This is a genomic window from Flectobacillus major DSM 103, from assembly GCF_000427405.1.
In the GTDB taxonomy this organism is placed as follows: Bacteria; Bacteroidota; Bacteroidia; order Cytophagales; family Spirosomataceae; genus Flectobacillus; species Flectobacillus major.
Genome location: NZ_KE386492.1, coordinates 151,046 through 165,388, shown reverse-complemented (window position 1 = coordinate 165,388; position 14,343 = coordinate 151,046). Strand labels below are relative to the sequence as shown.

Here is a 14,343-nt window from a genome sequence, read left to right as displayed (position 1 = left end):
CACACAGGGCGGTCGAAAAACTAATTTCGACCGCCCTGTGTGTTCTAAAAATCTTTTGGTTTTGAGTACCTTTGTCTAAAACCTCTCAGAAAAGCTAGGGCATATAACAAGCGAATAAAAAAATTGCTGTATATATGTAGCATCATTCTCAACAATGTACCTTTTCTTATATGTCGGTGACTCAGAATATTACTCCTAATCCTTACAACCCAGATGAATACACGATTGTCGATTTCGATATTATACAACTCAACGAGATTCTGATTATCAAACACAGCGAATCTGTACCCGAAACAGATGTAAGAGGTTATTACGATATTGTACCAACCGAAATATCGGTTAACGGTGGGGTATTTTCGCATCTGTCAAACCCTACTTTTCCGACGGTGCAGGTGCAGCTCCAAGCCAAAAGCCTTACCGTCGCTTGCCCTTGTTGGTCTAATAAGGTGAAAATGTGTGAGCATCAAGCTCAGGTGCTACATAATATTATGAAGCGACCCGAATTACGGATTTATTTTGACACAGCTTTTAGAGTTCGCAAAATGCGAGAAAAAGCCTATGATTATGGCTTAGAAAAACAACCTAATATAGAACAGTTTTTTGGTTTGGCTTATCAAGGAAAAACTACCGAGATTATCACCCAAAACCCTGCCTTATTTCCGTTTAGTACCGAAACCAAAAAACAATTACAAGAAAGTTTACTTCCTATACAGGGCTTTGATTTTTTACCCAAAAGCATTGCTAGCGAGTCAAAATTTATAGTATTCAAACAACATAAGTATTTCGACCATTTTCATTTAGATCTATATAAGGCAAGCTTTAGCCAAGATGCCAAGGTGAAAAACCCTTTTATGGCTCAAAATCCCTTAGATCATAGTTGGGAAATAGAGCATCCTGATGCCCTTAAATTCTATATGGCAATAGCACGTTTCCAAAATAATTTTGAAACTTCCAAACCCGATCTGGATCTCGAAGGGCTAAAGGCTTTGGTGAAAAATCCCGAAAATTTACCTGTTTTTTACCATAATCATAAAGTCTCTACCAATATTTCGGCTCAGTCGGTAGTACCAGTACAGTTAAGTACTTTGCCTATCGACCTACGGCTGGAAGTTCATCAACAAAATGATTTTTATGAGGTAAATGGTTTTTTAATTGCCAACGAAAAGGCTTACCCTTTTCAAGAACTGAGCTTGAAATACCGTTATTTTGTACAGATTTTACAAACCATGTATTTGATCGACAACCTACATTTTTTGAAGGTAATTGACTTTTTAAGAAAAAATAATTTTAATCTACTTTTACATGAATCCAAATTCAAAACGTTTCAACAAGATATTCTAGCTCCGCTTGAGCAAAAAGTACAGATTGTTTACTCGTATTTACGGCCCGCCAACGAAGAACAAATACAGGCAACTAGCTATAATGATTTACAAGAGAAAATAGTATATCTTTCTGAGTTTGAGGATTATGTGTTATTAACACCCGTGGTACGTTATGGCGAGGTCGAGATTCCAGTATTGTCCAAAAAACAGATTTATGCCATTGACCACAAAGGCCGCCCTTTTACGCTACCTCGCAACCAACCTTTTGAAAACACTTTTATAGGAGTAGTAATAAGGCAACATCCTGATTTTGAGGAACAACTAGACAAAGATTGTTTTTATTTACATAAAAAAAGATTTTTAGACGAAGGCTGGTTTTTGGATGTTTTTGAAACCTTCAAAAACAATAATATTGCCGTATTGGGCTTTAGCCAACTCAAAGGCCATAGGCTCAATGCCAGCAAAGGGCGTGTTTCGATCACCGTAAATTCGGGTGTAAACTGGTTTGATACCACTATCAAAATACAATTTGGCAAACAAACTGTTTCGTTAAAACACCTTCAAAAATCTATCAAAAACAAAGACAAATTTGTAGAACTCGACGATGGTACGCAGGGTATTTTGCCACAAGAATGGATTGCCAAATTTCGACAGTATTTTTCTGTAGGCGAGCTAGCCGAAAACGCTATTCGTATTCCCAAAGTAAAGCTACCCAGTATTACCGAGCTTTTTGAAGAAGAAGTGTTGTCGGAAGATATAAAAAATGAGCTGACCAGATACCGAACACGTTTACAGAGTTTTGAAAATATCCAAGAAGTTGAGATTCCAGCAGGATTACAAGCCGACCTCCGTGACTACCAGAAACAGGGGTTAAATTGGCTCAATTTTCTCGATCAGTTTGGTTTTGGAGGCTGCCTTGCCGACGATATGGGTTTAGGAAAAACAGTTCAGATTTTGGCGTTTATTCTTTCGCAAAGAAACAAAAAGCACAACAATACCAACTTGATTGTTGTACCAACCTCGCTGATTTTTAACTGGCAAGCCGAAGTACAAAAATTTGCTCCGTCGCTCAAAATATTAACGATTTATGGAGCTGACCGACTCAAGGATATTCATACTTTCGACGAATATGAAATTGTCTTAACTTCTTATGGTACACTGCTTTCCGATATTCTTTTTCTGAAAAAATATGTATTTAATTATATTTTCCTCGACGAATCGCAGGCCATCAAAAACCCTGAATCACAGCGATATAAGGCCGTTAGGTTACTACAATCTAGGAACAAAATAGTACTAACGGGTACGCCCATCGAAAACCATGCTTTTGATTTATACGCCCAAATGTCGTTTGCTTGCCCTGGACTTTTGGGAACAAAACAGTTTTTTAAAGATCATTATTCTATGCCTATCGATAAATTTAAAGATATTAAGCGAGCCCAAGAATTACAGCAAAAAGTAAGTCCGTTTATTTTGAGAAGAACCAAGAAACAAGTAGCAAAAGAGCTTCCTGAAAAAACTGAAATGGTACTTTTTTGTGAAATGGGAACAGAACAGCGGCGTGTTTATGAAGCGTATGAAAAAGAATTTTGGCAGTATTTGAATACCACCGCCGAAGGCGATATCCCCCGTGACCAACTGCATGTTTTACAAGGGCTTACCAAACTTCGCCAAATCTGCGATTCGCCAGCATTACTCAATGACGAAGAGTATTATGGCAATGCTTCGGCCAAAATCGAAGTTTTGCTCGAAGAAATAGAAAGTAAATCTGGCCAACACAAAATACTGGTTTTTTCACAGTTTGTGAGTATGCTTGATTTAATCAAAAAAGAACTCGAAAACAAGGATATTCCTTTTGCTTATCTGACAGGACAAACTCAAAATAGGGCTAAAAAAGTAGCTAGTTTTCAGGAAAATGACGAAATAAGGGTATTTTTGATTAGCCTGAAAGCGGGAGGAGTGGGCCTAAATCTTACCGAAGCCGACTACGTGTATTTGGTAGACCCTTGGTGGAATCCTGCTGTTGAAAACCAAGCCATAGACCGCTGTTATCGGATTGGACAAACGAAAAATGTAGTAGCTGTTCGGCTTATTTGTCCAGATACCATTGAGGAAAAAATCATGAATCTACAAACGGCCAAGAAAGCTTTGGCAAGCGATTTGGTAAAAACAGATAGTGATAGGCTAAAATCGCTCAAAAAAGAAGATTTATTAAAAATGCTTTCCAGATAAATACCAAACATGCGTCATCCTGAATTTAGTGAATCACTAAATTCAGGATGACGCATGTTTGGTATTACTATATCGTCCTTTATTTTTTAGGAACATTTTGTAAAATGCCAGGGTACAAAATACCGTCTAAATTGCTCATTTGTAAAGCCAATAACTGAGCTACCAACGGCGTAATATCTTCTAATCCCATGGTTGGAATTACCGTTTGGGGCTTAATACCAGCCCCAAAAGCGATAAAACCTGTTTCTATTTCCTTGAAATTAGGGAAATAACCGTGTGTTCCTCCTTTGGCAGGCTTTAAGAATGGTTCTTCAAAAGCATCTGAAAACGAAAACCCTTGCATAGCCGTCAAAGCAAGTTTGGCTTCGGGGTCGGCACCAATAGCGGCTAATTCTTTAGGCTCAACAACACGGAACATTTTTTTAGTAGATTCGGGTAAATTCTGTAAAATTTGCTGAACTTGTTTGAGGGTTTGTTCATCATTTTTATCTTTCAAATACAAAAATGCCATACCGCCCTGTGGATGAAAAGTTGCTTTCCAGTTGCCTCTATCTTTTTTCTTTTCCATCAACCCAGCCTTGGCAAGCCATACATTTGGGGCAATCTGGTCGTGAATATCTACAAAACCGTGGTCGCCAACAATCAAAAATGTAGTACTATCCTTGATGCCAGCTTTTTCGACAGCCTCCATAATTTTACCAACAGCACGGTCAGCTCCAGCAATAGCACGTACTACATTGGGGCCATTACGCCCTTCTTTATGCTCAAAGTGGTCGAGGTTGAAAATATGAACCGTTGTTAAATTGGGCTTATAGGTTTCAATAACATGTGCAGCCATACGAGCAATATTTTCGTCCATTGTTAGGTAATCGCTATCCATATTACGAGCTGTGAGTTTGCCTGTAGCATTTTGTTCTATTTCTTCAAATAACCCCTTTGGATTAGCAAACTGACGCATTTGAATTAAAGGGTCTTTTGCGTTTTTTTCGATATTCGTTTCAGGAATATTATAATCAATACTTTTAGCTCCTACCGTAACTGGCCAGTGAATAGATGCCGTTTTTAGGCCTTTTTTATGAGCGGCGTCCCAAATAGTTTCTGATTTGATCAAATTGTTTTCCCAATTCCAGCGACCCGTTTGGCCAGTTGGCTCAAAAGGTGTATTATGAAAAATACCATGCTTGATAGGCATTACGCCTGTAATAATGGTTGTATGCGAGGGGTACGTAACGGTAGGAAAAACACCTCTAACGCCATCAGAAGATGCACCCAAAGCCGCCATTTCGTGTAAGTTGGGTGTTGGCCACTGAGCCTGACGATAGAAGTCGGGGCGAAAGCCGTCTAAGCTGATAATAACCACGTATTTAGATTGCTGTGCAATAGTACTAAAAGCAAATAAAACGCTGATAATAAAAATGTTAGCTATTTTTTTCATAACGATAAAGGTAGTTTTGAGCAATTGCCCTTAACAATATATAGCCAAGCCTATACAGTTAAGGACAATATTTGTTAATGAAAGATGATTAAAATGCGTATCTCAAGCCTAGCTGGATTCTCCAAGGAGTACCACCTGCTGTAGATTGTTTTCTACCTGCACCGCTTTCTACGGTATAAGTATAATTCTGTGTTTTTTGGTCAAAACCTGTCATTGTTACCAAATTGACATTGCCGTGGTTGTAGCTAACACCTTGGGTTTTGTCTAACAGGTTCATGAAATTAAAGCAGTCGGCCGAAAGAGAAAGAGTACGTTTTAGAATATGAATATCTTTGGTCAAACGCAAATCAACAGTATAATAGAATGGATTGACCCCTCCGTTACGCTCGGCTACACGGCCAATATTGTTTCTGATATAATTTTTAACACTCTCAGTTACTTCTGGATTGTCCAATAATCCCTGAATACCTTTTCTGATTGGCTCTGGTACACTTGGATTGTTAGGGTCAAATACAAAAGCAAGGTCGTTTGTCAATACGAAGTCACCATTCAAACTTTTGTTTCCACCTACCATAAACGAATAGCGAGTACCACCAACACCATTAAGGATAGCTCCTAACTGAAAACCTTTTACTGACGGTGTTGCGGCCGAAATAACAAGTTTATCTGAAAACTGGTCGTCTGAATAAGAAATTGTTTGGTCACGAGGGTCGTCTACAACAGGGCGGAACGTTGACGTATTGGCCACACAGCAGTTGAACGAAGAGTTATCTTTTGTATCGTTTTTGGTATAGCTAATAGTCAAATACCCATCGTTGCCTAATTTCATACTAGCATCTAATACAATGGCATATTGATTTAAAATACCTGTAGATTCTAACTCTAGTACGCGCCCCAAATCATTGGCTTTTCTTCCTTTTGTCCAGTCTGTCGAGCCATTTTCTGGAATTGTATTAGCAGGTACATATACGCCTCTGTTGCCTTCGTTGCTTAATCTGAAATATGGCTGGTCTACAATATTGCGGTCATAATATACGTAGTTATTCACAGTTTTTGACCAAAGCATATTGATACCCGCACGGAAACGAGAATTAAAGAAACGGTTGTACGACAAGTTGAATTTGTAAATAGAAGGTACTTGGAAATCGTCGCTTACGGCATTGATTGTTGACACATAACTTGCTCCTGCCGGAATACCTGGTGCGGTTGATGGATTGTTGCGGTACGAAACAAAATCAGGTTTTGGGACACCTGCCCCCGAAATATCAATCGAGCCAACCATAGTACCACTATTTTGGATATTATTCAACTGTAAGTACGAAACAGGCTGAGCTGAGAAAATACCACCACCAAATTTTACAATATCTTTCTGACGACCTTGTACATCCCAAGTTAATTGTACACGTGGCTGAATATTGTTGAAATCGGCCAGAGTATTGTTTGTTTTTATTCCCAAATTACTTTCGGTTTTAGGGTTTGGGTCGCCTTGTCTGAAGAAAATCGTAGCGTCGTATCTCAAGCCTGCCATTGCTGTTACGTTAGGTAGCGGCGAAAAGTCTACTTGTGCAAACAATGCCAAGTCCAACAACGATTGTTTTACGGCAGGGTCTACCAATGGTACTTCACGAGCATAACGGCTAGGTTTTTGGTCTATAAAGTCTTGTAAGCTTGAAAAGAAGAAACGACCATTCATTTCATTCACAATAGTCGAGTTCAAGAATGTCAACATATTGTCTGTACCAAACTTGTAGTTGAAGTTTCCTTTTCTCAAATAAGTTGTATTGGCCAACTGGATAGTTTTGTCACGAGTCGTTTCTGTACCAAAACGTTGTCCTCCAAACTGTACGGTTCTAGTTTGGGTAGCATTTGGGTTGGTTGCCGTAGGAATTACCGACCTTACTGTAATAATCGCTCTAGGAATATTGGCACTTGGTAGGTCATCGCTTACAATGTAGTCTCTGGCAACAGTTTGATATTGTATTTTCAATTCGTTGGTTATATCAGGACTCAACGATGAACGCAACGACACCAAAGTACTGTTTTCGGTAGATTTAAAACCAATCCAGCTCTCTAACAAATTGATATTGGAGTTGTCAGACGTAGAATTAGGGCTTAACCAAGTAGTTAGGTTATTTCTAAAAGTTAATTTATGCTTATCATTAATTTGCCAATCTAAACGAGCAAAAAGGGCATTTGCTACCGTTTCACGAGAAAAATCGCCATATTGTTGAGTGTTTTTCATACCATACTTTTCACGGGCTACAGCAATTACCTTATCTAGGTTTTCCTTAGTAATACCAAAGTTTTGTTCTTGAGTTTGGTCATATACAGGAGCAATCTGGAAAGGAATCGTCTCGTTCTGACGGTCGAAAGCTACGAAATAATGTAATTTATCTTTGACAAAAGCACCGCCCAACGAAAACCCATACTGTTTTTGGTCAAAAACAGTTGTACGTGGCGTACCATTTATATTGTATTCGCTGGCCAATGGAAACAATTTGTTACCTGCCAAAGTAGCTTGGTTGGCTCTTTGGAAAAAGAAAGCCGAACCTTCCATTGTATTCGTTCCGTTTTTGGTAACAGCATTTACCGAACCGCCCCCCTGACGACCCTGCGTTACGTCATAGTTATTGGTCGAAACCTGATACTCTCGAATGGCCTCCTGCGAAATTGTATAAGGGCCATTCCCAATAGCTCCATTGGTGTACATATTTCGAGCATTCACGCCGTCCATCGTTACGTTGGTAGACGAGCTACGCTGTCCACTAAAACTACCATTTTTACCTTGTAGAGGCGACAAAGCCGTTAAAGCCGTAAAGTTACGACCCTCCATAGGTAATTGTTTCATTTGCAAAGATGTTACTGCAATAGCTGCACCAGCACGTTCGGTTTCTTTATTGACAAAAGAATTGCCACTTACAATCACCTCATTGAGTTCGGTATTACCTTGTTTGAGTGTAGCGTTTATTTTGAGGCGGTCGCCTTGGTTGAGGGTATAATTAGTATACTTTTGTGTTTGATACCCTACAAAAGAAACCGTAACTGAATACGGTTTACCAAGTGGCAACTGAAGCAATTGGAATTCGCCTTGGGCATTTGAGATTGTTCCCGTTTGAAAACCTGTAGATTCGTTTCTTACCTTGATAGTAGCACCAGGAATGATGTCGCCCTTATCATCTGAAACTCTTCCTGAAATAGTAGCATCTGTTCCTTGCGAAAAACCAGCAAAACTATTGAGAAAAAGTAAGGCAAAAAGAACAAATAGGGCGTTTGTCCAGTAAGGAAATTGGGGTGTTTTTTTTGTACAAGTATACATATTAAAGCAGTTTTGTTGAATAATGAGGTCACAAAACTACCCTGCTCAAAATTATATCATGTTACCCTAAAATTATGAATGGCAATATGTAGCAAATATTCATTTTTGCATAACAATAAGAGTAAAAATGAGGAATTAGGATGTGTCTTATTTATATTGGCAATTAAAATTCTTAACTTATACTTAAAAATTGCTTTTGGTGTAAAGCTATTTATTGGAGCTGTAAAGCCAATAATCAAGATTACAGCTCCAGTATTATATCGATTTATATTTTATTTCTTAAATTATTAAAACTTGTTGTGAGGCTTTCGATAGGAGTGGTAGCTCCGTCTTGTTCTACAAAATAATGCTTGACACCAGCCGTTTTGGCGGCGGCAAAAATTGGTGTAAAATCAATAAAGCCATTGCCAATTTCTACAGGTTTCATTGTGGTTTTGTCTAAATCTTTTACATGCCACATTGGAAAACGTCCTGGGTTTTTCTTGAACAATGCTACCACATCTACTCCTGCTTTCATGGCCCAAGCCAAGTCTAGCTCAAACTTTAATATATCAGAACTAAGCTGTGATATAAACATTTCATAAGGCAACTGGCCTTCTACCTTTTCAAATTCGGCAGTGTGGTTATGAAATACCAATTGAAGTCCTGCCTTTTTACAAGCTTCTCCTGCTTTTCCGAAGGTGTCAATAGAAGTTTTTACTTCGTCCAGAGTACTCACGGGTGTACTAGCACATACCAAATATTTAACTCCTCCTTCGGCCAGATCATCTATAATTTCTTGATAATTTTGTTGTAAATTTTTCATTGGTGGCATCGCTGGGCGTGGTGCTTGTTGAGCAGCAGCAGCAGTATCTGTTTGTGGGCGAGGCTTGCGTGGAGCACCAGTAGCATGATGAGCAGCCCATGTTAAGCCAAGGTCTTTGAGCAAACTCGCAAATTCTTTGGGTTTCATGCCATAATAACCGCCCTTCATACTAAATGCCGATTCTATTTCTTTATAACCAATATTGGCAATAGCCTTTAGTGTACCCTCAACATCTTTGTCAATCACCGACATCGTTGTATAAAGCTGTACACCAATAGCGTGTTTGCCCACTGCATGACCTGCGGCGGCATCAGCCAAAAACGAAGGAAGTGATAGCCCCGCAAGGCTCATTAATCCCGATTTTTTCAAAAAATCTCTTCTGCTATTCATAGTTGGTTTATGATAATTTTTGTGTTAAATGGGTTTCTATGTTTGTTTCCTGTTGTAAAGTTTTCAAAAAAAATTCCTTCGATATTTTAAATACCGAAGGAATACCTGCTTTATCTATTTTTTAAACAATGTTGTACGAGCATCTTTAATCACTCCTTTCCAGTTGAGGCCAAAGCCAAAATCATATACATTTCCTTCTGAGTCTTTGTGAGCCAGCATATCATGTGGTACATCTTCGGCCTGTTTTTCTACGGTACTCATATTGGCGGGCATTTGTAAAGGCAACAAAGCTGACGGCTCTTTTTGTCCTGCCAAAAGCTCAAAAATAGCTTGATCTTGTACTTTAAAATTCACTAAAATACCTTCTACTTGTTTTTCAAATTCATTAAATATCATAGGGTTATCCATAGAAACAGAAACAATAACAGGTTTACCTTTCATTTTTTCTTTGGTTTCCAAAATCATACTCAAGTCTGTAATATTACTAGCCTTGATACTTTTGTTTTTATAGCTACGGTTGGTAAAGTTTTCTAAAACATCACCTCCTGCAATACTCACCTCACGAGCTTCAGTAGCTTTGTATTCGCCATATTGCAAACTAATAGGTACATAGCCATTGCCACCAGCGGCTACGTCATCTTTGCTATAACCAATCCCCGTACTTGGATTATTGACAAATACCAAAGCATAATCAGCTTCTTCGGGATTATCGGTTACTTTAAAGTATTTTTTTACAATATTCATATTGACAGGATATTCCAACGATTCGGGCGTTTCGATACCTAAAAAGTTTCTGCTTTTTGGGGTATACCTTTTAGGTACATATACAGTTTTTCCTTGTTGTAGTGGCAAAACATTTCCTTTGTTTTTCAGCAATACGATTGATTTCAGTTGAGCTTCGTAGCCTGCCTGCATAAACTCAGGCTTGCCTACTGTTTGTCGGGTGTCTTCAATATCCAAATAAGGATTTTCAAAAACGCCTACTCTAAAAATATTTCTTAGCAATCTTACCGCCGATTTTTCCATTCTGGCACGCATCCATGCTTCGCCGTGTTCTTTTACGCCCATTGTATATGCTTCAATAATAGGCCCAGCGGCATTATTACCACCAAATTGGTCGACACCCGCCATCAAAGCCTTATAGTGTAGCTCGCCTTCATTGAGTTTTTCGAGTCCCCAAGGTTTTCCATCCAAGAAACTGTCCATCACTTTATGCTCGTGCGTAATGCTCCAATCGGTACAAGCAACACCATCAAACTGATATTTTTCACGAAGCAAATCGTTGATAATGTACTTGTTATAGCTATTTCCTACATTTTCCTTATTCTTGGTATCTTGATTCCATGAAATAGTATAATAAGGCATAACTGCAGAAGCCATTTTGGTTTTGCCTTTTAGTTTGAATGCCCCTTCTGTAAACGGGATAAAGTGCTGAGCAAAATTATTGCCTGGATAAACCGCAAATTTACCATTGGCATAATGGGCATCACGACCACCCTCGCCCGAGCCACCACCAGGCCAGTGCTTCACCATTGCATTGACACTACCGAAGCCCCAACCGTTGGCTATTTCTTTTTTGCCCAAAGATGTCTGAAAACCATCAATATAAGCTTGTGCCATAGCCGATGCCAAATAAGGGTTTTCACCAAAAGTACCACTTACCCTGCTCCAGCGAGGTTCGGTAGCAATATCTACCTGTGGCGACAATGCTGTAGTTATACCCAATGCACGGTATTCGGCGGCGGCTACTTCGCCAAATTTTTGTACAATAGCTGGGTCAAAAGTGGCAGCCAAGCCCAACGACCCCGGCCACATTGAGATTGTGCCTCCTGCAGCGGCATTGTATTCGGCACTAGCTAGTGTTCCATGACGGGGGTCTGAACTATTGTTGGCTGGTACGCCCAAGCCAATTCCTTCTACAAATGCCTGTAAGTTGTTATTCCACTTTGCGGCTACTTCTGGCGATTTTACAACGGTTACCAATACATGACGAAGATTGTCCTTCTCCAGAAATTGCATTTGTTGGTCGGTTAATTCTTCAGGATTTACGTCACCATCTTTGAAAGGCTTTCCTTTGTATGTACCTGCAAAATACCCTCCTGCACGTGCAGGAATTGACTGGTGGGCTGAATACAACATTAAGCCTGCAATTTGCTCGATACTCATTTTTGAGGCCAAATCTTTGGCACGCTCATCAATCGGCAAACGCCAATCTTCGTATTTGTCGAGCTTCCCATTTTTATTCAAATCCTTAAAAGCCCAACCATTTGCCGTCAAAATCTTTATACCAGAAGTATTGGAGTAGCCTATTTTTTGCCCTCCTTTGTTCTGGATAAAGGCAAGCGAGCCTTTTTGCTCAATGGTATATTTCTGGCTTTGCCCCTTCAATGAACAAGAAAGAAAAAGCGTTAAAAGAATTGTATTTGTGTATTTCATATAATATATGGTATATAATTGATTTATTTTATTATAATGATACAAAGTAAAGAATAAATACTATTTTATATTAAAATATTATATACAATTCTGTTTTTAAACGGCTAATGAGTCATTTTACTCGATAAATAGGTGTTTTTATCAGTTAAATTGGTTTTATCAAGGCATTGATGATTGTGGTTAGAGTATATAAAATGCTTGTGGAAGCTGATTTGCCTAATGGCTAAAAACAAAATCCCCGATATAAGTAGCTTTTAGAACTTCTACATACATCGGGGATTTTTTATGAAAATGAAATACTATTTATCTTCTTGGTACATAGCCCAATTGTTCGTCTTCGTCTTCAAACTCTAATTCAGCGTCTTTTTCCCAAATTTCCATTTCGCAAGGTTTGCAATTGAATTTCAATTTGTACTCATTTTCGCCATGTTTTAGCGTTAGTGGTTCTACCAGTTTTTCGCCCATCGTATCGCGCTGGAATCTGGCACATTTGCCTAATTCGTATTTTACGCAATATTTAGTAGTCATTACTCTTGCTTTTCCTGGGTCCCATTGTAATTCAAAAGCTTTTTCGATTTCGGTTACGCCATGTCTTTTATAGAAAGCTCTCGCCATTTTATTCGACACATTGTACATAAAATCAAGTTTTTGTACTGGATATGGGTGGTTGGTCTTTTTGATTTGGGATTCTTCTCGGTGGTATTCTTTTACCCGAATATCAACCAGTTGTTCTAAAACCTCTCTTCTGATTTCGTTGACTTTTGAAATTGGTAAGAACCAGTTGCTCGATAATTCAACCTCAATTTCGTCAACAATAAAAGGCGTATTGCCTGTTTTAGCCAGATTCTTTTTGATATTCGGAATTACTGATTCCTGACTTTTGGCTAATTCTTTGGTAGTTTGGAAGCTTTGTACAGCTTGATGGCCGTCTTCGTCGACAGCCAATAGCTGAAAACCATCGGCTGTTTCTGTGAATTTCAGTGAAACGCCAATTTTACGCACTGCACTGTTTTCCTTCTCAACCATTTTGTTGAATTCAGCGTCAGAGTTTCGGTAAATCTCTGTGCCAATTGCCAATGGCTTGAAAGTATTAGGAATCACAATATTATTGAAAATGATATTGATTTGAGCACCATCTGCTTCGCCATTTTCGTTGACAAAATACAGGCCATCGCCATTATTCAAGATTTCGTAATTCTCGATAATATAGCCATTGGCTTTGATTTCTAGCACTTTACCTATATACTGCCCTTTTGATTTTGGGCTTTCCCAAGAACCAATTTTCTCTTTGCGTTTATTAACAAAATAGTCGGTATAGCCACGGTTAAAACTTCTATCCATTTCTGGTTCAAAGTTATAGAAGGTTCTTCCCGATGAAGCTTTTTCGTATTTTTCGTTTCCTTCCAAGAAACTATCTAATTTTTTACGCAAATAAGAAGTATTATTTTTTACGTAAACGATGTCTTTCAAACGACCTTCAATTTTGAAAGAAGTAACACCCGCTTCAATTAAATTGGGAAGTTGGTCGCTTAAATCTAAATCTTTGATAGATAATAAATGGCTATTGGCAATCAAGGTTTTGCCAGTGCCGTCAATTAGCTGATAAGGCAAACGGCAGTTTTGTGCACACGAACCACGGTTGGCACTGCGTTCGCCATTGGCAACACTCATGTAGCAATTACCACTAAATGATACACACAATGCTCCCGACACAAAGAATTCTAATTCTACGTCTGTCGCTTCGCTGATTTCTCGAACTTGATCTAAGTTCAATTCTCTGGCCAAAACGACACGCTTCATACCAGCATCGTGCAAAAACTTTACGTGCTGGGCATCTCTGTTGTTGGCTTGGGTACTTGCATGAATCACGATAGGTGGCAGATCCATTTCCATGATTGCCATATCTTGAATAATCAAGGCATCAACGCCAATATCATACAACTCATAAATGAGTTTTCTACATTGTTCTAGTTCGTTATCGTACAATATCGTATTAATTACGACAAATACTTTTGCTTTAAACAAATGGGCATATTTTACCATTTCGGCCACATCTTCGACAGAATTGGTAGCATTAGAACGAGCCCCGAACTGGTGAGCTCCCATATATACAGCATCTGCACCTGCGTTGATAGCTGCCATACCTTGGTATAGGTTTTTGGCAGGTGCAAGAATTTCAACTTTCTTTTTCATACAATAGTAACGTACTATGTTTTAATGATAATTGCAATAAACCGCAAAGTTAAGACATAATACTAAAAAATAGACTTATTCAGCAAATTACCTCATCGTTTGGTACGATTGATCCTAATAGATTAGTAATAAGTTGAGATTTTTTTGATATTGATGCAACCCTTTTGGGAGTGACTTACGTCGGTGTTTTTGAGAGGGCCATATTGATGTACCTTCA

At 38.7% G+C, this 14,343-nt stretch carries 6 protein-coding genes; 1 reads left to right on the top strand and 5 read right to left on the bottom strand.

Features of this window, described 5'->3' with window-relative positions:
- Positions 1-170: 170 nt before the first annotated feature.
- A complete protein-coding gene (locus FLEMA_RS0166555; RefSeq protein WP_044175619.1) occupies positions 171-3,551 on the top strand; it encodes a DEAD/DEAH box helicase in 3,381 nt (1,126 codons plus the stop codon).
- Positions 3,552-3,630: 79 nt separating this feature from the next.
- Here FLEMA_RS0166555 and FLEMA_RS0166550 read toward each other — a convergent pair whose 3' ends face one another.
- The 5 genes from FLEMA_RS0166550 to FLEMA_RS0166525 all read right to left on the bottom strand — a co-directional run bounded on the left by FLEMA_RS0166550 (position 3,631) and on the right by FLEMA_RS0166525 (position 14,126).
- Positions 3,631-4,986: an alkaline phosphatase family protein gene (locus FLEMA_RS0166550; RefSeq protein WP_026998173.1), complete on the bottom strand. Its 1,356-nt coding sequence runs from the start codon at positions 4,984-4,986 to the stop codon at positions 3,631-3,633.
- Between the two features lie 88 nt (positions 4,987-5,074).
- A complete protein-coding gene (locus tag FLEMA_RS0166545) occupies positions 5,075-8,302 on the bottom strand; it encodes a TonB-dependent receptor (protein WP_026998172.1) in 3,228 nt (1,075 codons plus the stop codon).
- A 265-nt stretch (positions 8,303-8,567) separates the two neighbouring features.
- Positions 8,568-9,497, bottom strand: coding sequence for a sugar phosphate isomerase/epimerase family protein (locus FLEMA_RS0166535; protein WP_026998170.1), 930 nt, complete (start codon positions 9,495-9,497; stop codon positions 8,568-8,570).
- Between the two features lie 114 nt (positions 9,498-9,611).
- Positions 9,612-11,933 carry a glycoside hydrolase family 3 protein gene (locus FLEMA_RS0166530; protein ID WP_026998169.1) on the bottom strand — a complete coding sequence of 774 codons (2,322 nt, stop codon included), beginning with the start codon at positions 11,931-11,933 and terminating at the stop codon, positions 9,612-9,614.
- A 303-nt stretch (positions 11,934-12,236) separates the two neighbouring features.
- Entirely contained in the window at positions 12,237-14,126 is a 1,890-nt protein-coding gene (locus tag FLEMA_RS0166525) for a peptidase U32 family protein (RefSeq protein ID WP_026998168.1), read from the bottom strand.
- Positions 14,127-14,343 lie beyond the last annotated feature (217 nt).

Excerpts from the sequence above, each read along its gene's own strand:
- FLEMA_RS0166555 (WP_044175619.1), top strand. The coding sequence starts at position 171 with ATGTCGGTGACTCAGAATATTACTCCTAATCCTTACAACCCAGATGAA.
- FLEMA_RS0166545 (WP_026998172.1), bottom strand. The coding sequence starts at position 8,302 with ATGTATACTTGTACAAAAAAAACACCCCAATTTCCTTACTGGACAAAC.
- FLEMA_RS0166550 (WP_026998173.1), bottom strand. The coding sequence starts at position 4,986 with ATGAAAAAAATAGCTAACATTTTTATTATCAGCGTTTTATTTGCTTTT.
- FLEMA_RS0166530 (WP_026998169.1), bottom strand. The coding sequence starts at position 11,933 with ATGAAATACACAAATACAATTCTTTTAACGCTTTTTCTTTCTTGTTCA.
- FLEMA_RS0166535 (WP_026998170.1), bottom strand. The coding sequence starts at position 9,497 with ATGAATAGCAGAAGAGATTTTTTGAAAAAATCGGGATTAATGAGCCTT.
- FLEMA_RS0166525 (WP_026998168.1), bottom strand. The coding sequence starts at position 14,126 with ATGAAAAAGAAAGTTGAAATTCTTGCACCTGCCAAAAACCTATACCAA.